This window comes from Paraburkholderia sp. SARCC-3016 (assembly GCF_031119615.1).
GTDB lineage: Bacteria > Pseudomonadota > Gammaproteobacteria > Burkholderiales > Burkholderiaceae > Paraburkholderia.
The window spans coordinates 55656-77925 of sequence record NZ_JAVHZD010000027.1; the positions used below are offsets into that span (position 1 = coordinate 55656).

General features: G+C 63.0%; 20 protein-coding genes. 6 read left to right on the plus strand and 14 right to left on the minus strand.

Going from position 1 to position 22270, the window contains the following annotated elements:
* Nucleotides 1-9: 9 nt before the first annotated feature.
* From QYH69_RS25160 to QYH69_RS25175, 4 genes are all read right to left on the minus strand, one after another.
* A complete protein-coding gene (locus QYH69_RS25160; RefSeq protein ID WP_308834444.1) occupies nt 10-681 on the minus strand; it encodes a carbon monoxide dehydrogenase subunit G in 672 nt (223 codons plus the stop codon).
* A 28-nt stretch (nt 682-709) separates the two neighbouring features.
* Complete coding sequence (locus QYH69_RS25165) at nt 710-2203, minus strand: UbiD family decarboxylase (protein ID WP_308834445.1); 1494 nt, start codon at nt 2201-2203, stop codon at nt 710-712.
* A 105-nt stretch (nt 2204-2308) separates the two neighbouring features.
* Entirely contained in the window at nt 2309-2746 is a 438-nt protein-coding gene (locus QYH69_RS25170; protein ID WP_308834446.1) for a PaaI family thioesterase, read from the minus strand.
* A gap of 14 nt (nt 2747-2760) precedes the next feature.
* The gene (locus QYH69_RS25175) at nt 2761-3012 is read right to left on the minus strand and encodes a hypothetical protein (protein WP_308834447.1); all 252 of its coding nucleotides are present in this window, start codon (nt 3010-3012) and stop codon (nt 2761-2763) included.
* 254 nt (nt 3013-3266) lie between these two features.
* Between QYH69_RS25175 and QYH69_RS25180 the strand changes: the two genes are divergently transcribed.
* Both QYH69_RS25180 and QYH69_RS25185 read left to right on the plus strand, forming a co-directional pair.
* Nucleotides 3267-4262: a LysR substrate-binding domain-containing protein gene (locus QYH69_RS25180; RefSeq protein ID WP_308834448.1), complete on the plus strand. Its 996-nt coding sequence runs from the start codon at nt 3267-3269 to the stop codon at nt 4260-4262.
* A gap of 4 nt (nt 4263-4266) precedes the next feature.
* Complete coding sequence (locus QYH69_RS25185) at nt 4267-5913, plus strand: class I adenylate-forming enzyme family protein (RefSeq protein WP_308834449.1); 1647 nt, start codon at nt 4267-4269, stop codon at nt 5911-5913.
* Between the two features lie 41 nt (nt 5914-5954).
* Here QYH69_RS25185 and QYH69_RS25190 read toward each other — a convergent pair whose 3' ends face one another.
* From QYH69_RS25190 to QYH69_RS25215, 6 genes are read right to left on the minus strand one after another with little or no spacing between them, the layout of a single operon-like run.
* A complete protein-coding gene (locus tag QYH69_RS25190; protein ID WP_308834450.1) occupies nt 5955-6335 on the minus strand; it encodes a RidA family protein in 381 nt (126 codons plus the stop codon).
* A gap of 3 nt (nt 6336-6338) precedes the next feature.
* On the minus strand, nt 6339-7721 hold the full coding sequence (locus tag QYH69_RS25195; protein WP_308834451.1) for an MFS transporter: 1383 nt from the start codon (nt 7719-7721) through the stop codon (nt 6339-6341).
* Nucleotides 7722-7779: 58 nt separating this feature from the next.
* Nucleotides 7780-8274 carry a 2Fe-2S iron-sulfur cluster-binding protein gene (locus QYH69_RS25200; RefSeq protein ID WP_308834452.1) on the minus strand — a complete coding sequence of 165 codons (495 nt, stop codon included), beginning with the start codon at nt 8272-8274 and terminating at the stop codon, nt 7780-7782.
* 2 nt (nt 8275-8276) lie between these two features.
* Nucleotides 8277-10595 carry a xanthine dehydrogenase family protein molybdopterin-binding subunit gene (locus QYH69_RS25205; RefSeq protein ID WP_308834453.1) on the minus strand — a complete coding sequence of 773 codons (2319 nt, stop codon included), beginning with the start codon at nt 10593-10595 and terminating at the stop codon, nt 8277-8279.
* Complete coding sequence (locus QYH69_RS25210; RefSeq protein ID WP_308834454.1) at nt 10596-11492, minus strand: xanthine dehydrogenase family protein subunit M; 897 nt, start codon at nt 11490-11492, stop codon at nt 10596-10598.
* Nucleotides 11493-11544: 52 nt separating this feature from the next.
* Complete coding sequence (locus QYH69_RS25215; protein WP_308834455.1) at nt 11545-12381, minus strand: alpha/beta hydrolase; 837 nt, start codon at nt 12379-12381, stop codon at nt 11545-11547.
* A gap of 341 nt (nt 12382-12722) precedes the next feature.
* Here QYH69_RS25215 and QYH69_RS25220 point away from each other — a divergent pair, with 341 nt between their 5' ends.
* The 3 genes from QYH69_RS25220 (at nt 12723) to QYH69_RS25230 (ending at nt 15503) form a co-directional block, all read left to right on the plus strand.
* Nucleotides 12723-13514, plus strand: coding sequence for an ABC transporter permease (locus QYH69_RS25220; protein ID WP_308834456.1), 792 nt, complete (start codon nt 12723-12725; stop codon nt 13512-13514).
* A gap of 112 nt (nt 13515-13626) precedes the next feature.
* Nucleotides 13627-14619 (plus strand): ABC transporter substrate-binding protein, encoded by a 993-nt coding sequence (locus QYH69_RS25225; protein WP_308834457.1) that lies wholly within the window; start codon nt 13627-13629, stop codon nt 14617-14619.
* A 50-nt stretch (nt 14620-14669) separates the two neighbouring features.
* Complete coding sequence (locus QYH69_RS25230) at nt 14670-15503, plus strand: ABC transporter ATP-binding protein (RefSeq protein ID WP_308834458.1); 834 nt, start codon at nt 14670-14672, stop codon at nt 15501-15503.
* A gap of 137 nt (nt 15504-15640) precedes the next feature.
* On the opposite strand, the gene QYH69_RS25235 is transcribed toward QYH69_RS25230, so the two are convergent.
* Together QYH69_RS25235 and QYH69_RS25240 are read right to left on the minus strand one after the other, a co-directional pair.
* Entirely contained in the window at nt 15641-16675 is a 1035-nt protein-coding gene (locus QYH69_RS25235) for a porin (RefSeq protein ID WP_308834459.1), read from the minus strand.
* A 255-nt stretch (nt 16676-16930) separates the two neighbouring features.
* A complete protein-coding gene (locus tag QYH69_RS25240) occupies nt 16931-18607 on the minus strand; it encodes a UbiD family decarboxylase (RefSeq protein ID WP_308834460.1) in 1677 nt (558 codons plus the stop codon).
* A gap of 385 nt (nt 18608-18992) precedes the next feature.
* Here QYH69_RS25240 and QYH69_RS25245 point away from each other — a divergent pair, with 385 nt between their 5' ends.
* Nucleotides 18993-19598, plus strand: coding sequence for a UbiX family flavin prenyltransferase (locus QYH69_RS25245; RefSeq protein ID WP_374992497.1), 606 nt, complete (start codon nt 18993-18995; stop codon nt 19596-19598).
* Between the two features lie 304 nt (nt 19599-19902).
* Here the strand turns inward: QYH69_RS25245 and QYH69_RS25250 are convergent, their stop codons facing one another.
* Nucleotides 19903-20853, minus strand: a complete 951-nt coding sequence (locus QYH69_RS25250) for a DUF2950 domain-containing protein (RefSeq protein WP_308834461.1) — start codon at nt 20851-20853, stop codon at nt 19903-19905.
* An 85-nt stretch (nt 20854-20938) separates the two neighbouring features.
* The gene (locus QYH69_RS25255) at nt 20939-22207 is read right to left on the minus strand and encodes a DUF3300 domain-containing protein (RefSeq protein ID WP_374992498.1); all 1269 of its coding nucleotides are present in this window, start codon (nt 22205-22207) and stop codon (nt 20939-20941) included.
* Nucleotides 22208-22270: the final 63 nt, after the last annotated feature.

Here is a 22270-nt window from a genome sequence, read left to right on the forward strand (position 1 = left end):
CCCTTGTTGTTATCGATGCATCGCGTACACCGCGATCAATGCGACGACGACGGCCGCGCCCAATGCCCAGGCCCATGCCTTGCCGCCCGATCCGGAACCGGTCTGCGGATGACCGATCGCGACAGCGGCAGCGCCGGCTCCGGCACCGCCTCGCGGCATGCTTCGCTCCGACGCCGCGCCACTCGAACCCGATGCCGCGGACGAACCCGAAACCGAACCGACCGCACCCTGCTCTGCCGACCCGATCAGCGCCGCCGTGAAGCGCCCGAAAAACTCCTCGGCCATCTTGCGCGCCACGCCGTCGATCAGACGGCCGCCAACCTGCGCGAGCCGCCCGCCGACCTGCGCATGCGACCGGTACACGAGGCGCGTCGCGCCGCTGCTTTCCGACACAAGGTCGACATGCGCGCCGCCTTTGCCGAAGCCCGCCGCGCCACCCGAGCCTTCGAAGGTCAGCGAGTACGAGTTCGGCGGCTGCAAATCGGTCAACACCATCCTGCCCTTGAAGCGCGCCTTGATCGGCCCGACCGTCGCGGCCATCACCATCTGAAACTGGTTATCTTCGACGCGTTCGAACGACTCGCATCCGGGCACCGCCGCCTTCAGGATCTCAGGGTCGTTCAATGCGGCCCATACGCGTTCGCGAGGCAGCGGCAAAATCTGTTCGCCCGTCAGTTCCATGTGTATTTCTCCTTAGCCGATCTGCTCGTCAGCCGAGTATGTGTTGCCACTTCGCACGCGTCTTTTGCTGCAATTCCTTGCTCGCTTCTGCGACTTCCGGAAATTCCTTGAGGAAGTCGAAAGGACGGCATGCGTCGATAATCGCCTTCGAGTTGAACGGCGCCTTGTACGGATTCGCGATCGACATCGGATCGTTTTTCGAACCCATGCCGCGTTTGACGATGTCGATATCGATGTCGGGATCGGTGCGCGTCGCGACCGCCCACATCACTTCCTGCAGGTTCGCCGGGTCGATATCGTCATCGACGACGATCGAATAGCGCGACATGTATGCGCCGACGCCGCACTGGCTCAGTATGTGCGCGGCCTGACGCGCATGACCCGCGTAGCGCTGGCGGATCGACACGACGTTGAACATGCGCGCACCGCCGATTTCGTGCGCCCACACGCCGGCCACATCGGGCACGCCCGCGGCCTGCAGCGCATCGACGAGCAGCGCCGAGCGCATCACCGCTTTCGAATACGAATAATCGTTGGGCGGCTTCGCAGGCGGGCTGCCCATGATGATCGGGTTGCTGCGATGGTAGATGCGCTCGATCGTCACGACCGGCGCCGTTTCGGCCTTGCCCGGGTAATAGCCGTGAAACTCGCCGAACGGTCCTTCGATTTTCACGTCGCCCGGATGCGCATAGCCTTCGATCACGATCTCCGAGGCGGCCGGAAACGGCAGCCCGGTCAGTCGACCTTCGACCACCGCTACCGGCTTCTTCAGAATCGCGCCGATATAGTTGTACTCGCACATGCCGAACGGCACTTCGATGCCTGAAATCAGATAGCCGAGCGGATCGCATCCGATCACGATCGCCACCGGAAACGGCTTGCCGGCCTGCATATGCTTGTCGTACTGAATCGCGCCGTGCTTGCCCGGAATCATGTCGAGGCCGACGTGATTGCGGTCGTGAATCATCACGCGGTACGTGCCGACGTTGATCCACTCCGAGTCGAGGTCTTTCGTCACGACCATGCAGCCGGTGCCAATGTAGCGGCCGCCGTCTTTCTCATGCCATAGCGGCGCGGGAAACGAAAACAGATCGACGTCGTCACCCGCCTGAATGTGTTCGAACACGGGACCGTTGCTTACCGTCACGGGCTCGTATTCGGGCGCGTGCGCCTGCCATTGCTTAGGCTTGCCGCGCAGTGTTTCCACGAGTCCGCGATGCGTGTCTTCGCGGCCGACGCGCAGAATCGACGACAGACGCGCAGGGCTGGCGGTGCTGCACGTCAGCACGCGATGCCCTTGCGGATAGCCGGGAATATCGTCGAACAGCAGCGCGGCCGGCCGCGCTTTCTTCACATTCAGTTCGCTGATCGCACCGAGCTCGAGATTCCAGTCCGCGCCCGCCACGTCGGTCAGTTCGCCGAGCGCGCGTGCTTCTTCGAGCCATGTGCGCAGATCGAGCGCATCGGTAGCGGCGCTCCGGGGGGTGTCCGCTGTCGTGCTCGCTGTTGTGCCTTGTTTCACGTCCTGTGTCTCCTGTTTGTCCTCCCCAACATTGAAGCAACGCGCAAGCAGCCGCAAGCGACCATCGTTCATAGCGGGGATGAGAAGGATTCATGCAACGCGAGATTAGTCGAGTTCGCCGCGCGGCGCATGCAACGGCTCGCGCCGTCCATAGCCGCCCGCGTACTTGAAGGTGCCCTGGGCGGTTGCAATCAACGTCGTCGCATCGATCCACGCTTCGCCGCGCGCAAAATAGATCGATCGCCCTTTGCGTTCGAGAAAGCCTTTTCCAATTAGCGTATCCCCGACACCCTTGTCAAGGAAGTTGAGCGTCAGCGATAACGTGACGCCGTGTATCGGCCGTTGCGGATCGGCGCTGTAAAGACCCGCATAGCCGCAAGCCGCATCGAGCAGCGTCGCGACGACGCCGCCTTGCAGCACGCGCTGGCGGTTCAGCATGCCCGGTTGCAAACGAAGATGGAATTCCGCGTAACCTTCACGCCATTCGATGCGTGTCATGCCGAGGCTGGCGAGGAACGGATTTTCGAGCGCGTCGATCTCCACAACCGTTCCTCCGCTCAACCAGCAGACCGGCCGGTGGACCCGAGGTTGAGCGGTTCAGGCCGCCGGGCGGCTGCCGACAGCACCAAGCCGTCAGGTTGCGCCACGTACCGCGCAGCGCGTCGCCGCGTGAACGGCGCACTGAGCTGCGCACTGAGCTGCGCACCGAGCTGCACAACAAGCTGCGCACCGAACTGTGCACCGAAATGCGCGATCGCCTGACCCTGCCCGCGCGCGAGGCGCCGGGCCTTTTCCTTGCCGGTCGTCATTGATTGTTCCGGGTTTGTAATGATTGATTCGCGCGCGCCAATCGACGACGCTGTGCTTGACCGGCCAAGAGTGCATGAGTGCTTTCACCGCGCGCAAACTAACTTTTTTCATGCCCTCATGAAAAAGTTTCATTTCCTCGCGGCCGCCAACGGGCCGATCATCGCAGCATCCGATGCTGTCCTGTTCGCGTTCCCACCCTTGTGAAACCCGCTAGAATCCGCATCAGTGATCCTGCACTGCGCTGACTCATTGAATGAGACCCTACATTCCCTCTCTGCAGAGCTTGCTTGCGTTCGAAGCCGCGTCGCGGCACCTGAGCTTTACACGCGCGGCGCAGGAACTCGAACTCACCCAAACGGCGATCAGCCACCAGATCAAAACGCTTGAAGACCGGCTCGAAGTAAAGCTGTTCGTGCGGCGCCGCAACGTGCTCACGCTCACGCCCGCCGCGCGCGAGTATCTGAATTCCGTGCACGAGGCGATCAATCTGCTGTCGATCGCCACCGCGCACGCGCGCAAGAAAAAGCCGAGCACGGTGCTCACGGTCACTTGCCTGCCAACCTACGCCGTCAAATGCCTGATTCCCGCGTTGCCCGAATTTCAAGGCGCGCACCCCGACATTACCGTGCATGTCGCGACCAGTTCGACCTTCAACGAGTTCGAGCGCAACAGCTATGACGTCGCGATTCGCTATGGTTCGGGCCGCTGGGCGTCGACGCGTGCGGACCGGCTGCACGGCGAAGAATTCTTTCCCGTGTGTTCGCCCGCGGTGCTCGCCGAAGCGGGCAAGTTCGGTTCGATCGCCGACTGCCTGTCGCGCATGCGGCAGATTCGCACCTACTTCTACTCGATGTATCAGGACGACTGGCCCGCTTGGCTCGAGGCCGCCGTGCACGGAGGCGTCGAATTCGCGAGCGAATCGGTGTTTCACTTGCAGCTCACGTCGTTAGCGGCGGCCGTCGACGGCGTGGGCATCGCGATCGGCCGCACGCCGCTCGTCAACGGCGATCTCGCGAGCGGCAGGCTCGTCGCGCCGTTCGACGTGCGCGTGCCGTCGAGTTCGGCCTACTTCGTCACCTCGCCGATCGACAAGGCCCGCACGAAGAAGGTCGAGTTGTTCCGCGAATGGGCGCTCGCGCGGCTCGGAGAGAAGCGCGGGCACAACGGGCACAATGAGCAGGATGAGCACGCGGGGCGCTCCGCGACGCATGCGTCGGCCGCCGTCGTCGCGGCCGACTCCCCTTGCTGAGTTCATGTCGAGCGACAGTCCAGCGGTAGCCGACCCGCCCTGGCGCACCGTCGCGGCCATGATCGACGAGCACAGGCGCGCAACGCCGGGGAAGGACGCGATCGTCGATGTCGAGCGGCGCGTCAGCGTAACGTTCGAACAGCTCGCTTGCCGCGTCGACGGTATTGCGCGGCAACTCGCACGGCACGGTGTCCGCAAGGGTACGCGCGTCGTGCTCGCAAACTGCGAGGCGCCCGACAAGCTGGTGCTGTGGCTCGGCACCTGGCGGCTCGGCGCGGTCGTATGTCCGCTCGACGTTCCGTTTGTCGGCAACGAGACCGCGCGCAAGCTGCTGGAAACGCTCGCTCCGGGTCTCGTGGTGTGCCCCGACGAAGACGGCGGCTTGCTTTCCGCTATGACGGCGGCGCCGATCGTACGCTTTGCCGCAGGCGGATTCGGCGCGGCGCAAAGCCGCACCGGCACGCAACGCGCCAGTCGGGGCATGATGACGCTCGCGCCCGCCGCCGCCCAAAGCGATAAAGCCGCCGAAGATGCCTTGCCGCTGCCCGACGCCGAAAGCGTCTGCGCGATCGACGATATTGCCTCCTTGTGCTGCACATCGGGCACGACCGGCATTCCGAAGATCGTCGTCTACGATCACGCATGCTACTGGCTCAACGGTCTCGACAGCATCGACCTGCTGGACCTTACCCGCGACGACCGCACGCTCGAATATCGTTCGTTCGATTGGTACTCCGCACAGATCCTGAGCCTGATGCCGTTCCTCCAGCTGGGCTCGACACTTTGCATCGCGCGCAAGTTTTCGCGCAGGCAGTTCGGCAACTGGGTCCGCGAGAACCGGGTGACGGTCAGCGCCGGCGTGCCGACCGTGCTCAACCTGCTGCTCGAGGCGCCGCTCGATGCCGCGACCGATACATTTGCGTCGTTGCGTGCGATGACGTGCAGCACGGCACCGCTTTCGCCGGTTCAGTGGGCACGCTTCGAAAAGCAGTACGGCATCCGCATTCTCAATCTGTACGGTTCGTCGGAAGCGGGCTGGATGTGCGGCAACCGTTCGCAGCGCCGCAAGATCGGCACGGTCGGTTATCCGGCCGCGCATATCCGCTTCGACATCGTCGACTCCGAGGGTGTTTCGTGCGCGCCCGACGCGGAAGGGCAAGTCGTGGTCGACGGTGCGAAGCTGGCGCTCGGCGTACTGCAGAGGGATGGGTCGATGCTCGCGATACGCGGTGCGCCGCTTTTCACGCGCGATGTCGCGGCACGCGACGCCGAAGGCTTTGTCCGCATGTCGGGCCGCATGGACGACCTGATCATTCGCGGCGGCGTGAAGATCGTGCCGCAGGAAATCGAAGATGTGCTGCGCGCGCATCCCGAGGTGCAAGACGTCGCCGCGCTCGGTGTGCCGGACCCTGTATATGGTCAGGAAACCGTATGTTTCGTCGTGACGCAACCTGGTGCGTCTGTCGATCCGCAAGCGTTGCGCGCACACTGCGGGGCACGCCTCGCACGCGAGAAGGTGCCGAAAGACGTATTCGTGGTCGCATCGCTGCCGCGCAGCTCGCGCGGCAAGATTCTGCGCGATGCGCTGCGCCAGCAATGGTGGCGCAGCGTCAGTATGCCGCCGGATCTGTCGGAGCCGGAGTTCGAGTAAGCGAACCGGCGGCGATTCATCGCACGTCGCCGCTTCATTTATTACGGCGCGAGCCGATAAGCAACCATCTGCAACTCGACGAGAAAACCGTGATGCAGCTCCGGCACCGGCACCACCGCCCGCGCGGGCTTATGCGTGCCGAAATGCTCCGCATAGAGCCGATTGAATTCCGGCCAGTTATTCACGTCGACGATATAGGCCGTGCATTGCACGACATCGGTCAGCTTGCAGCCTGCTTCCTCGAGCACGCGTTCGCAATGCTGCAGCGTCGCACGCACCTGACGCGCGAAGTTTTCAGGCCCGTCGACCGCCACGCCCGGTCCCGGCAGCATGCCGGAAACGAACGTGAAGCCACCGGCCTGCACGGCCTGCGAATAATGACCGCCGGGCGCCGGCACCTTGTCGGTAAAAATAAAGTTCACGGTTCAGACCTCTTCGGGTAAGCGCTGCCCTCGCGTTTCCGGCAACCACGGTGCCAGCACGAGACCAACGAGATAAATAAAACCGACCGTTACCGCCGCATGACCGTAACCGCCGAAACGCGCGATCAGCGTGCCGGCGATCAGCGGTCCGGTCCACGCGAGAAAGCGCGGCACATTAAAGCACAACGCGATAGCCGTGCCGCGTACACGCGTCGGGTACAACTCGGGCAGCCACGTCGGCATCCACGTATATTGCCCGAGGCTGAAAAAGCCGGTCACGCAGCAAATGACGAGCATCGGCACGAGATCGTGCGTCCACATGAAAAGCACGGGCGTCAGCACGAACGCCATTGCGAAGAACAGACATGTAATGCGTTTGCGGCCGTAGGCGTCGGCGAGAAAACCGAGACCGATATAGCCGGCAATCGCACCGACGTTATAAGCCATGCCCGCGAAGCTTGCCCATGTCGCCGCAGACATGCCCGCGCGCGCGGCCTCCGAACCGATATACGGCGGCACCCATGTCGAAATGCCCCACCAGCCGAGCGTCGTCGAAAGCGACATCAGTATGGCGATGCACGTGCGGCGCCGCAGTTTCGGGTTTCCGAGCAGATCGACTAGCGTGAAGCGCGCGAGCGCCTGTTCGCGTTCGTCGAGCGTCGCGCCCGCGCGCTTGCGTGCGAGCGTCGCCTTGCGATGCGCGTCGACGCGTTCCCATTGTTCGGATTCCGGAATTCCGGCGCGCATCCACAGCGTGGCGAGACCCGGCAGCACGCCGATCACGTACATGTAGCGCCATGCATGTTCGCCCGCGCCGCTCATAAAAAGCCATACGAGCGATGCGACGAAGAAGCCGGTACCGAGTCCGCATTGCATCAGGCCCGCCCCTTTGCCGCGGTGGCCGTCCGGCCAGATTTCGGCGGTCATCGCAGTGCCGGTCGCCCATTCGGAACCCATTGCAAGGCCGACAATGAAGCGCAACGCCGCAAAAGACGCCCAGTTCCACGACAGCGCGCTCAAGCCGGTGGTGAGCGAATACGCGAGGATCGCCAGCATCATCATCCGCTTGCGGCCGATATAGTCGGTCAGCACGCCGCCGATCAGGCCGCCGATGCCCCAGCCGAGCAGCGTCAAGGCAATCACGAGGCCGGCATAGAACGGAATCTGCCCACGCAGCGACGGCTCGAGCAACTGCCCGAGCGCACCGCCCACCGTCAGAATCAGCGCATAGGTTTCGTAGCCGTCGAAGAACCAGCCGAGATTCGATGCGGCGAGCGCGCGCCACTGCTGCCCGTTGATCGACCGGTACCAGACCACATTCCCGGCCGCATCGTTTGACGCATGCAGCGGCGTGCCGCCGCCCGGCCGCTCGAGAGGTTGATGCATCGTCCTGTCTCCTTCGTTATTGTATTGCGCCGTGCGCGGCGCGTCGGACGCGCATCCGCTACACGGCCACCGCCTTCGACCTGCGCAGCTGCGCCGCGAGCTGCACGGCTTCGATAATCTCGGGATAGGCCGCGCAACGGCAAAGATTGCCCGACAGGTAATGCCGGATTTCCGCTTCGCTCGGGTCGGGGTTGCGATCGAGCAGTTGCTTGCTCATCAGAATGAAACCGGACGTGCAAAACCCGCATTGAAATGCGCCGCATTCGATAAATGCCTGCTGCACGACATCGAGTTCGCCGTTCGCATCGAGCGCTTCGACGGTGCTGACTTCGCCGCCGTCGGCCATTGCGGCCAGATAGAGGCAGCCCGACACGCTCTCGCCGTTGACGATCACCGTGCAGCATCCGCACAGCCCTTGCCCGCAGCTTTCGCGCGCGCCATACAGCGTGAACTGCTGCCGCAGCACTTCCAGAATGGTTTGATGCGGTTCGATCTCGGCGCTGACCGGTTCGCCATTCAGCGTGAAATGGATCAGGACGGAGGTAGCGCTCATCGTTATTCCTCTGCTAGCGGTTCGTTGCGCGCCGCGCACAGCGCGCGATAGACACTCTCGGGCGTCAGCGGCAGCGATTTGAGGCGCACGCCGACTGCATCTTCGATCGCCTCGGCAATCGCGGACGCGACGCCGAACGTCGAACTCTCGCCGACGCCCTTCGCGCCGAACGGCCCGTTGTTTTGCACCGATTCGACCGTTTCCCGGCCGATTTTCGCGGGGATATCGTGGATCCCGGGAATCTTGTATTCGGCAAACGAAGCATTGCGCAGCTGGCCTGCTTCGTCGAACTCCATGCGTTCGAACAGCGTAATGCCGAGCTGCATGATCGCGGCGCCCGAAATCTGCGTATCGACCACTTTCGGATTGATCGGCGTACCGCAATCGACGACGTTCTCGAAACGCAGCAACCTGAAATGCCCGGTTTCGGTATCGACTTCGACCTCGACGCCGCAGCCGCCGACCATCCAGTTCGGCGTGATGTTTTCGGACTGGCCCGTCTCGTGCGACGGCGACTCGTAGTCCGGAATAAAGCTGCCGATCCCGACGATATTGCCGGCCTGCATCTTGTACTTGCGACGCAGCAGTTCGCCCGCGCGCATCGCAGGCACGGTCGGCACGCCGAGTTCTTCGGCCAGCTCCGCGATCTTGCGATTCACGTCCTCGGCGGCGAGGCGCACCGCATGGCCCATATGGAACGTCGAACGCGAGCCGAGCGTCGCCATGTCGTAGGGCGTCACGTCCGTGTCGGGGCGCATCACCCTGATGCGTTCGGCCGGAATGCCGAGCACCTCGCCCGCCATCAGCGCGATGGCCGTCTCCGATGCCTGTCCCATATCGACCGTGCTCGAATAGACGGTGCAGCTGCCGTCGCCTGCGAGGCTGATCATCGCCATCGACGTGGTCGGTGCGACGAGCGCCTTGAAACCGACGCCGATGCCGCGGCCGCGCCGCAACGTGCCGGTGCCGCGCTCGAACGGCGCATTCCAGTTCATCCGCTCGGCGACGCGCTCGAGCACGAGATCGACGGCCGCGTCGTGCATCGTCGTACCGGTCGGATGCATGCGTCCTTCGCGCAGAAGATTGCGGCGGCGGAATTCGACAGGGTCGATCTGCAACGCGCGCGCGATCATATCGGCGTGGCTCTCGTAGGCCCACACCATCTGCGGGATGCCGAAGCCGCGAAAGGCGCCCGCCGGCGGCAGGTTCGTGTAGACCTGGTACGAATCGATCCAGACGTTCTCGATATCGTACGGGCCGGTTGCGGTGAAGCCCGACTTTTGCGTCACACGCGGGCCGATATCGGCATAGGCGCCGCCGTTCCACCATACTTCGCACTTGCGCCCGGTAATGCGTCCGTCAACGGACACGGCCGTTTTCATGCGGAATGTCGTCGCGTGCTTGGTGATCGTGAAGAACTGCTCTTCCATCGTCAGCGACACTTTCACGGGCCGCTTCGCGAGCAGCGCGAGCGCCACGACAAGCGCTTCGACCTTGATATACAGCTTCGCGCCGAATCCGCCGCCGAGCAGCGCCGATTTCACGCGCACGCGGTTTTCGTCCCAGCCGAGCAGACGCGCGATTTCGATGCGCACGAACGATGGGCTTTGCGAAGCCGTGTGCACGGTCAGCGTGCCCATGCCCGCATCGGGTTCGGCCACCGAAACCATTGGCTCGAGCGGCGTATGCATCACCTGCTGCGTCCTGAACGTATCTTCGAAGACATGCGCGGCGCTCGCGAAGGCCGCCTCGACGTCGCCGCGCCGCAGCCTGTAATCGAGCGCGACGTTGGTGCCCTTGCGGCCGGCCAGGTGCTGGAGATCGGGAAAGGTGCCTGCGGGGCGCAGAAACTCGTGAACCAGCACGTCGTCCGATTGCGCGGCTTGCACTTCGTCGAACACGGCCGGCATGTCCTCGTAGTCGACCATGATCAGATGCGTGGCTTCCTCCGCGATATGCGGATCGGTCGCGAGCACGACGGCGACCGGTTCACCGATATAGCGCACTTTCTCGAGCGCGAGGATCGGCTGGTCGTGAAACGCGGGTCCGTAATACGGCTCCGGAATCACCTTGACGATATCCTGCGCGGTATAAACGCCGAATACGCCCGGCAACTCGCGCGCCGCGCTCGTATCGATGCCGGCTATCTTTCCATGCGCGACCGTGCTGCGCAGAATCTTGCCGTGCAGCATGCGCGGCAGCACGAGGTTGTGAATGTAGTCGGCGCGTCCGGTAACCTTCGAACGCGCCTCGAGCCGGTTCAGTGAGCGGCCTATCTGCTTCTGCGCCGGCTGTTCGTCCAGCTTCGTTTCAATCTTCATTTAGGCGTGGCCCTCGAATGCGATACCGCGCGAGTTCGCGGCGGCAAGCGCCGTGCGCACCGCGCGGCCCAGGTAGACCTTCAGCAACTGTTTCTTGTAGCTCGCCGTACCGTGCGAATCGCCGACGATGTCGAGCTGCGCGGCACCCGCTTCGCCTGCCTGACGCAAAGTCTTTTCGTCGTTCGGCTCGGCGCCGCGCAAGAGCGTTTCGGCTTCGGTGAGGCGAGTCGGCCGGTCGGTGGCCGCGCCGACAATCACGCTCGCCTGTCCGATCGCGGCGCCCTGCATATCGAGCACGACGGCCACGCCAAGCGCGGGCCAGTCGTGCGACGCGCGCGTCGTCACCTTCATATAGGCGGCGGGCCGGCCCGCTTGCGGCGGCACGATCACGCGCGAAATCAGCTCGTCGCGCGCCAGCACGGTTTCGTAGTAGCCGGTGCACAACTGCTCGACAGGCACCGTCCGCTCGCCGTTCGGACCTTTGATCGTCACGCGCGCGCCGAGCGCACTGAGCACGGGCGGCATGTCCATATGCGGATCCGCATGCGCGAGGTTGCCGCCGATCGTCGCAACGTTGCGTACTCGCACATTGGACAGTGTGCGCAAGGTGCGCGCGAGCATCGGCCAGCCTTCCTTCACGAGCGGCGCATGTTCGAGCGCGGCGAGCCGCGCGAGGCCGCCGATCTGCAATTCGCCGCTATTGCCGATGCCGATCTGCGCGTACTCGGGTTCGACGTCGCGCAGACTCACGAGACGCGTCGGCCGTAGCACGCCGGCTTTCATCATCAGCATCACCGCCGTGCCGCCGCCCATCGGTCGGATATCGGGGTCTTCCGGATCCAGCAGCGCGATCGCTTCGCTCAGCGAGCGGGGCTTTGCGAGCTCAAACGGAATCATCAGGTGCGCTCCCTTTTGTTTGTCATGCCGGTATCACACTTGTATCCCGCGTCTATCGCGCGCAGCCGGCGCGATCGAGCAGCTTGTGCAATTCGTTCGCGACGATGTCCGGCGTTTCGAGCGGCGTCAGATGGCGCGCCTTCGGAATCTCGACGAACGTCGATCCGGCCACGCCTGCGTGCAGCGCGCGCGCCATCGCGGGCGTCGCCGCATAGTCTTCTTCGCCGACGATCACGCACGCGGGCACCTTCACGTCCTTCATCAGCGCGCGGCCGTCGAACGCGCCGAGCATGCGGCCCGTCGCGGCGAACTGCGCGACGCCGTTGCGCAGGAACGTATCGACGCAGCGCTGCACGACTTCGGGGTTGGCGGCACGAAACGCATCGCTGAACCAGCGCGTCGTCTGGAATTCGACGAGCGGCGCCATGCCGCCCGCTTCCGCTTTTTTCATGCGCTCGTCCCAGTCCCGCGGCGCGGTCTCGCCGTACCACGCGGTCGTATCGATGAGTCCGGCGGCGATCGCCTCGGGATAGGTCGCGGCGAACTCGAGCGCAACGCACCCGCCCATCGATGCGCCCGCGATCAGCACATTGCGAAAGCCGGTTCCGCTCACGACGTCGAATACGTCTTCGGCGAACTGCGTCACGGTGTACGGCCCCGGCACCTTGTCGGACGATCCGTGGCCGCGCGCATCGATCGCCAGCACGGATGCGCGCGGCAGCAGGCGCTCGACGACAGGCGTCCAGAAGTGGCGGTCCATCGCAAGCGAATGGACGAGCACGACGCGCACCGTGTTCTGCATTCCGCCGTAGAGGCTGTAGCCGATGCGCGTGCCGTCCCGTACGGTGACGTGGGATGAAACGACATCGGGGCTGGTCGGTTGATTCATTGCATTGCTCCGCTGGCCGAAAGGTAAATTCAAGGCTGGCTCGACGCGGCGCGTCTGAACGATCTGCTTTTCAGATCGACTGCGAGGTCTGCTGCGAGCCGGTAAGCGGATATTGCGGGGCCGCTGCTGGCGCGGCAAACGACGATCATTCATGCCCCATATGAAAACTATTCATTGCCTTGCGAAGAGACGTTTTGCGTGATGCAGGCGGCCTGCGAGCTGGCGATGCAAACGGCCGCGGATGAATTTCTCTCATGTTCGGCATGAACAATTAGCGTTTGCCCACTGCCGGTCACGCGGTCAATCTCTGTGGCAACCACTCACCACAGAGGTTTAATGCCGTGAATGTCACGAGGAAAATCCTGAACTCGCAGTGGGTCCGTCCTCTGCTCCTGATCGTCGTCGTGCTCGTCGCGTGGGATCTCGTGATCCGCGTGTTCAAGATTCCGCCTTACCTCGTGCCGACGCCCGAGGCGATCGGCCAGCAGATCGCCGCGCAATGGCAGATGCTGCTGCAGGAATCGCTGCCGACGCTCTATGCGACGCTCGGCGGATTTGCGCTCTCGGTGCTGATCGGTGTGCCGATCGCGATGCTCGTCGCCGCGTCGCCGCTGATCGAAAGCTATCTCTATCCGCTCGTCGTGTTCTCGCAGAGCATTCCGAAAGTGGCGATCGCGCCGCTGTTTGTCGTCTGGTTCGGCTTCGGGCTCTTTCCGCGCATGCTCGTCGCGTTTCTGCTTGGCTTCTTTCCCGTCGTCGTTTCGACCGTGCTCGGCTTCAAGTCCGTCGAGAAGGACCTGATCGATCTCGCGAAATCGATGGGCAGCTCGCCGGTCAAGACCTTCTTCAAGATCAGCCTGCCGCATGCGCTGCCGTCGATTTTTTCGAGCATGAAGGTGTCGATTACGCTGGCCGTGGTCGGTGCGGTGGTCGGCGAATTCGTCGGCGCGAATTCGGGGCTTGGGTTCGTGCTGCAGCGCGCGAACGGCAATTTCGATCAGCCGCTGATCTTTTCGGCGCTCGTCGTGCTGTCCGTGATCGGGGCGCTGCTGTTCGTCGTGATCGACATGCTCGAGCGCGTCGCGATTCCGTGGCACTCGTCGCATCGCGCGCGGCTGCTCGGCAAGACGTAACGCGCCTGCGCGAACTAGTACGCAAGGTACTACGCGAAGTACGGCGGCGGCGGCATCGCGATGCCGCACGCGCGCGATCTGGATTTCTACATCATAAAAGGCAGGAGACGATATGAAGCAAAAACGGCTATTGCGTGCGGCAGCGGCGCTCGGTTTCGCCGCGTTCTGTTGCGCAAGCGGCAGCGCCTATGCGAAAGATTCGTTGAGCATGATGCTCAATTACACGGTCACGGGCGCGGTCGCACCGTTCTATCTCGGCAAGGTGCGCGGCTATTACGACGCCGAAGGCATCGACCTGAAGCTCATCGAAGGTCACGGCTCGGGTCCGACCGTGCAGGCCGTCGCCACGCATAACGTCGATATCGGCTATGCCGATTTCAGCACGATGGTGAAGGTGGCCGCGATGGGCGCGCCCGTCAAGGCGATCGGCGTGCTGATGCAGGAAAACCCGACCTCGGTGGTCGGCCTCGCGGAAAAGAACATCAGGACGCCGCAGGACATCAAGGGCAAAACCGTAGCCGTCGCACCGGGCGATGCATCGTCGCAGATCTGGACGATGTTCATGAACAAGGTCGGTTTGAAGGACTCCGATTTCAAAACGATTACCGGCAATCCGCAAACGACGATCAATGCGGTTATCACCGGGCACGCCGATCTGCTGGTCGGCTTCGCGACGATCCCGCTGATCACGGTCGAAGAAGCCACCCGAAAGCCGGCTCGCGCGATTCGCTTCGCCGACTATGACGTCAATGTCGCGACGCTCAGCATCATCGCGCGCGACGACATGATCAAGGACAATCCCGATCTGCTCAGGCGCTTCATGCGCGCCACGGCGAAGTCGGTCGACGCAGCCGAAAAAGACCCGGCCGCGGCCGTCGACGCGCTGCTGAAAACGCTGCCCGCAGCGGGTTCGCGCGACACGATGATCCGCACGCTGCAGGCGACGATTCCGTTCTACCGGACGCCGGAAACGGAGAGCCAGCCGATCTTCCACGTCAGCGCAAAGAATATCGACAGTTCGGTCGCGTCGATCGTTCAGTACAGCAAGCTCGACGCGTCCGCGAATGCGCCGGCGAAGTACTACACGGGTGCATTCGTGCCTTGAGCACCGCACGCCCTGGTCCCTCTCCTTCCTCCATTCAGACCCGTTCCGCCATGACCACCGTACTGAAGCTCGACGAAACCCATTATCGAACGCCCGCGGCGTCGCCGGCACGGCCGCTGATCGAGTTGCGCAACGTAAGCAAAAGCTATAGCAGCCGACAAGGCATGATGCAGGCGCTCAGGCCGCTCGACTTCGAGATCCGCGAGCGCGAGTTCGTGTCGATCGTCGGCCCGTCGGGCTGCGGCAAGAGCACCCTGCTCAAGATGGTCGCGGGGCTCGAGCCGATCTCGTCGGGCTCGATGACGCTGTCGGGCCAGACCATCAGCGGTCCGCAGAAGAACGTCGGCATCGTGTTCCAGAGCGCCGTGCTGCTTGCATGGCGCAATGTGCTCGACAATATCCTGCTGCAAGCCGAAATGCGTCATATGCCGAAGCGCGAAGCACGCCAGAAAGCGCACAAGCTCATCGAAATGGCCGGCCTGGTCGGCTTCGAGGAGAAGTACCCGTGGCAGCTGTCGGGCGGCATGCAGCAGCGCGTCTCGATCTGCCGCGCGCTGCTTCACGAGCCGTCGGTGCTGCTGATGGACGAGCCTTTCGGGGCACTCGATGCGATGACGCGCGAAAGCATGAATATGGAACTGCAGCGCATCTGGCTCGAATCGAAGAAAACCGTGCTGCTGATCACGCATAGCATTCCGGAAGCGGTGTTTCTGTCGGACCGCGTGCTCGTGATGTCCGAGCGCCCCGGCGGCATCGCGGCGATCTACGAGATCGACCTGCCGCGGCCGCGGCCGCTCGAAGTGATGGCGACACCTGCATTTCTCCACTACACGAAGACGATTCGCGCGCACTTCAACGCGCAAGGCTCGCTCGACGATCACTGATCGCGTTGGGCGGGCGGCTGGCGCCGCAAAAAAGCGGCAGGAATCTCGCGATTCCTGCCGCTTTTTCGTGTGGTCTCGGTTAAAGCCTGAAGGCGGAAAGACAGTAAGGCGAGCGCGCGCTGCGCCCGCCCAAAGCGCTAGAACCAGTGGTTGATACCGAACGAGATACCGGTCTGCTTTTCATGCCCCGAGGCGTTGAGCGACGCGTTCGTCACGTACACGCCGGTAAAGTGCGTATAGTCGATGTCCGCGTAAAGCTCGGTGCGTTTGGACAGCAGATAGACGATGCCGAGAATCGCCACGTCCTTGCGCCCGTCGACGCCGGCCGTCCGGTTCGTGTCATCGTAATACGCAGCTGTCGCATTGAAGAACCGCGTGACCTGATAGCGCACGCCGCCCCACAAGTACTGGTTGCGTGTCTTGCTCTTCGCCCCGGCCGGCACGTCCTGCATATCGAGCGAATAGCCGGCCATCATGTCGACGGGGCCGACCGACAGCGTGCCGCCCGCCGTGTACTGATCGTTGCTGAAGAACTGGTTCGATGTCGCCGTTAGCGGATTCGAGCGATGCGTATAGCCGGCACCGAACTTCACCGTCTGCGTTCGGTAATTGAAGCCGCCGGCAAGCACCGAGCCGTGCGATACGCTGCCCGGCACGCCGCCGACCGCTACTTCGCCGCGCAACACCCACGGTCCGAAAATGCCGTGATAGTTGATGTCGTTATCGTCGCGGCCCGTGTTCCCGCCCGATACGGCCGTCGATTCCGTGATACCCAGATAATGAAAGTCGAACGGCTCGAAATCCTTGATCAGGAAGTGCTGCAGCGTGAACTGGCGGCCGATGTCGACCTGCCCGAACGGTCCGCCAAAGCCGACCGTCGACGTGCGCTGGAAAAGCTGGTTGTTCGAGTTGTTGTTCTGGCCTGTCGAAAGCACATAGCCTGCCTCGAGATTGAAGCGCACGTAGTACCCGCCGCCCAGATCCTCCTTGCCGATAAAACCCCAGCGGTTCGAGTTATACGTGCCGTTCGAAGCCATCGAAAGCGCGGCGCCGCCCGCTTTCGTCCCGTTGACGAGATTGCGCAAGCCGCCATCGAGCGAACCGTACAGCGTCACGCTGCTTTGCGCATGCGCGACGCCGCCCGCCGTACAGCCGATCCCTACCACTGTCATTGCCGCCAACGATCGCGTCAACATGACGACGCGCGTAGCGCCAACCGCTCCTCCTTTTTTATACATATCTCACCTGTTGATGTCGTTCTATTCGTGAGGCCGGACGTGCAAAACCAATGCGCAGGCAAGGCCCGATGAGGAACGGCGCCGCATGCGGCCGGCCGCTCGATGCGCCGCTGTCTCCAGTCGACGGCGCTTCGATACACACACGGGGCACGCATTTCCTTCAGCCTGTCGCGCAAATGAGAAGAGTGCTTACATGTTGTTTTTTTCCTCGCTCGTTTCGTCGTTCTTTTCCGCGCGCCTTTCTTCAAAATACCAGGCCGAATCCTTGTTGATCCACTCGGGACCCACGCGTTGACGGGTCTGCTCTTCGCCGGTCGCGAAGTACTCGCTCTTCACCGCACGCTGCGCCATTGCTTCGTTTCGCTCGTCCCAGTCGCCCATCGAAACGCCGTACCACGGCCATTCGGGGCGCAGCGCCGGCAGGCCGAGCTCCTCCCAGATCGCCTTGGCGTTTTCCATGTACGGCTGCGTCGGCAGCGACATCGGCGGCAGCTTTTCCTTGAGCGTCGCGTTCATCAGGATCACGCCGTCCACCGCGTCGTCGCCGCGCTGCGCACCCGACGTGCGCGGACCGTGGCCCGTATCGCGGCCGTGCAGGATCTGCACGTCCTTGACCGCGTTCATCCGGTAGCTCATCGACCAGAAAATCGCATCGCTGTTTTCGGGGTTGATGTCGTTGCTGACCGCGACCACGAGCTTGCCGACCGCCGGCTGCAACGAAGCCGCGCCCATCAGTGCGCGCCAGATCTCCGTTTCGGTGGCCTTTTCGTTGAAGACGACGATGACGAGCTTGCGCAGATTCGTGAGCGGCTCGTGCATGACGACCTTCTCGACGCTCGAAATACGCAGCGCGTTACGCAGATGGTCAAGAAACAGCGGCTCGAAGGCGACTTTCTTCACGAGCGAGCTTTCGCTCGGCGTGACCTGACTGATGATCGAAACGAGGTGTGCGTTCTTGCGCCGCGTGATCGCGGTCACATTCATGTACGGATTGAATTCCTGCAGGTTCACGTGACCGTGAGATTCGCCGAACGGCCCTTCCGGCTCGAGCGAATCGGTCGGCACGAAGCCTTCGATGACGATTTCCGCGTCGGCGGGCACGAGCAGATCGTTGGTCTTGCATTTCACGACGCGCAGCGGCTCGCCGAGAATCGCACCGGCCACGCCGAGTTCGTCGACGTCGATCGGCAGCTTTTGCACCGAGCAGAACGATACGGCCGGATGGCCGCCGATTACGAGCGCGGCCGGCATCGGCTTGCCCATCGCCTTGTACTTGAGCCAGTGCTGGTAGATGCCCTGCCCCATTTCGATCGACGGATTGCAGCCGACGCGGCGCTTGCCCTTGATCTGCCCGCGATACGTGCCCATGTTCTGCACGCCGTTCTCCGGATCGACCGAGATGTATTGCGAGCACGTCGTGTACGGCGCGTTGTCGAAGCCCGGCGTCGAAATCGGAATCGGCAGATGCTCGAGCCCCTGGCCGTCCACGTCGAGGTCATCGCCGATAAAGCACACTTCCTGGCATGGCGCTTCGTCGACGATCACCGGCTTGACCGGGTTGCTCTTCGCCTGCTGCCACTTCTTGCCGATCTGATCGACGGGCACGCCCATCCCGATCGAATACACCTCGCGGTTGATCGACAGCGCGCCCACTACCACCGGCAATTCGTAGCGACGGCCCTTGCTGTCGACGACGTTGTGGAACACGAACGCCTTGCGGTCCGCTTCGGGAATGCCGCCGCGCAATTGCCAGCGCACCAGCGGATGCAACTCGGTATCCTTGTTGATCTCTCGGTGCACGTGCACAACGAGCCCTTTTTCTTCGAGAGCTTGCAGATGGGTCTGGAATGAAGGGAAATTCTTCATGGTGGTCCGGTAAGTGAACGGGGAAATATCAATCAGCGCTACGGCGGATCGTCTATTGCGTAGTACACCGACAGGTAGCGGGCGCGCGGCGGTTCGCGCAAGACGGTCAGCGCAGACTGAGGCAGAACCGCTCACGTCGCAAACGGTGATTTCTCATATAAGGCATGAACAGATTTCATCCGATGAGGCGCCGAGGCGCGCTCGCGGCGGCGTGCACGAGACGATGAATCGCGCTCATGCCTTGCATGAACAGATTTCGTTTGAGCGGCATGACGTCCGTCATGCAACCTTCAAACTGGAGACGGGGATATTCAACGCATTCAGCGACGCATGTCCTCTCAAGCGGACCTCGACGCGGGATAACCGCTCAAACAAGAGAACGATCGTGACAAACCGACGCAAACGTATCGTGGTGGGAATCAGCGGCGCTTCGGGCGTGATTTACGGCATCCGGCTGCTCGAAATGCTGCGCGAACTCGATATCGAGTCGCATCTCGTGATGACACGCTCGGCGCAGATGACGCTCGCCTACGAAACGCAGTGGCGTTCGGCCGAAGTTCAGGCGCTGGCTCACAAACACTACCCCAACGCCGATATCGGTGCGGCGATCTCGAGCGGCTCGTTTCCCGTCGACGGGATGATCGTCGCGCCGTGTTCGATGAAAACGCTTGCCGAAATCGCAACCGGCAACACGGGTTCGCTGCTGTCGCGTGCCGCCGACGTGATGCTGAAGGAACGCCGCCGTGTGGTGCTGATGGTGCGCGAAACACCGCTGCATCTCGGGCACCTGCGCAATATGACGAGCGTCACCGAGATCGGCGCGATCGTCTATCCGCCCGTGCCGGCATTCTATGCGCGGCCCGATAGCCTCGAATCGATGATCGACCATACGCTTGGGCGCGTGCTCGATCTGTTCGATATCGACGCAGGCACCGTCAAGCGCTGGACGGGTCAGTTCGAAGCGGATGTGGCGCGGCTTGCGACGGTTTGAGCGGGCTGCGTAAGCGATATGGCACCACGCCCCATGAATTGCGCCGCAGGCGTTACTTTCTCAGCCGCTTCGGCGCACGCCGCCGTAGCCTGATTCGACACAGCCTGTCCCGCGGGGCCGCACCGCGAACACATGCCCGTCATGTTCGCTCGCACCCGCATCGGGACGTGATGAAGAACCGGTTTTCGTAGGGCGGTCGCAGCGACGCCGTGTGGGCGGTCCGCAATCGGGACGCGCAGCTCGTCGGACCGCGACGCCATGCGCACACCTGTATCCGCACGGACCTGCGCCGCGGCAACAACGATCATTGAGGCCGAACCGGCGACCATGAAGGATCGGGATCGAACGACTTCAGCGCAAGTGCCCTGCGCGCGGCATTCGGACCGAGATCCTTCTGGTACAGTTGCCCATCCTGGTTCACGATGAATGTCATCACGCCCGTTGTTCCATATCGCACCGGCCATGCGATCAGCGCGCAGCCTTTGCTCATTACGCCATCCTGAACATAGTTCTGCGCCCCGCCATTGGCGTGCGGGCCCTGGCGCGTCAGGATCCGGTAGTGATAGCCGTAGTATCCGTCGGCGGCGATCGACGACGGGCTTTGCTGCATGGCCGCCGCGAGCGGACCCAGCGGGCTCTGCGCACTGCCGGATTGAGCGGGCCAATACAGGCCGTCGCGCTGGCCCGGCGCGCTCATCAGGCGCTGCGCGTAATGCCCGGTCAGGTTGCGATAGTCGTTCTGCGCATCGAGATAGGCGAGCGAAGTCGACATTGCCGCGCGCTCGTTACGGCCTATCCTGCGAATGCCAATCTCGCTTCTTGCCGCGACGGGATCGAAGCGCCAGCCGCGCGAAGTCTTCACGAGCGGAACCGGCAGGGTCCAGCCGCTCGTGCCGACCGCGAGATGCGCGGTTCGCCGGCCGGTGCCCGACGCAGGATCCATCACGATCTCGTGGCCTTTGGACCAGGCGCCGAGGAAATCGTAGATGTCGTCTTCGCCGGTATCCCGCGCGGGTATGAGCCGCTGAAAGTCGTTGCCGAGAACGTGCGAAAGCGCCGCATGTCCGCCGCCCGCAAGTGCATTCACGAGCGCCTCGGCTGCTGCTTCCGGCGTCGGGTACACGGCCTGGGCACACGCATCCTCGGTGCCGCACGTCAAGGCGCACGCCGCGGCGAGCGAAAGTGCGGCATGGATTACGCGATTGCGCCTCGAGCATTCGACGCTCGGCGCACGGTGTTTGCGAAATCCGATCATTGACAAGACCTCCTCACTGTTCGTCCGCTTTGGCCCGCTTTCTGGCTTGCTTTCTGACCTGCCTGATGGTCCGCTCGTCGAGGCATCAGCGGCGAAAGCGACCGCCTCCACCGCCAAAACCCCCGCCGCCCCTGAACCGGCCGCTGTCGAACCCTCCGCCGCCGCCGAACCGGCCGCTATCGAAGTCCCCGCCCCCCGATCGTTCGCCGCCCCCGAATTCGCGACCGCCGAAATTGTCGGCGGCATACGTGTTGTGACTGTCCATACCGCGTTGCGTATCGAGGCGTTCGGCATTTCCGTCGCCCGCTCCACGGAACGCATTGTCGCGATTCACGTTCTGCGCACTGTTGCGCAGGTCGTTGTAACCGGCGCCGCCGCCTCGCTGCATGTCTTGGAAGCGCTGGCTCGCACTGCCCGACAGGTTTTCCCCCGTGCGGCTCTGCAGCGTTTGCATCGCCTGCTCGCGGGACGCGTCATAGCCGCGATATGCGTTGTGCTGAACGCTGCTGAAGTTCGCGCTGCGGTTGCTGAAGTTGGCGTTGCGGTTCCAGTTGGCCGTGTCGCTGGCCGTGCTGAGCCGGTTATTGACGTTGAGGTTGTTGTAGCGATTCACGTTGACGTTGACACTGCCCGTGTGCCAGTTGCAGCCGCCCCACAACGCGTTCGTCACGGCAATGCCGGCGCCGAAAGCGAGTCCCGTCGCAAATCCACTCGCCAGCGCATAGCCGGGAGGCGGCGGAATGTACATGGGCGGATACGCCGGATACAGCCACGGCCCGTAGACCACGGTCGGGTTATAGGTCGGCACGTACACGATCTGCGGGTTTGCCGGCTCGATCTGGATCGTGTCCTGATCCACAACCACCTTCTGCTGTTCGTTCGACTTCAGATGGCCGGCCTGCTGCGCCTGCTTGCGCAGTTGTTGCACTGAATTCATCACGTCGTTCGGCTGCGCGAGAAACGCATCGCCCAACTGGCTCACCCATTCCGGCTTCGATGCCATGGTCGCGAGCACTTGCGGAAACGCGACGAGCGACTGCACGCTCGGATCCCATGGTTTCGACGCGACGGCCTTCACGGCATCGTCGCCTTTCTGCTGAGGGTTCGCCTTCGACCATTGCGCCGCTGCCTGAACCTCGTCGGGAAAGGTCGCGGCCATCAGCACCTGGGCAAGCAGCGCGTCGGGATAGAGCGCGATGGGCGCAGTCAACGAATCGAGTTGCTGCTTCGAAAGCTTGACCGTTCCTTGCGCGCTGGCCGTGATGGGCATCAGGACGCCGCAGATGGGCAGCACGCCGCCCAGCATCGCGCACAAAGCCAGCACACCGCGCACATAGTCCAGCGAAAGTTTCATGATCATGGCCTCCTGCGATGCGAGTTGTATTACGGGCGTCACTCGACTGGCTTAATGCGATCC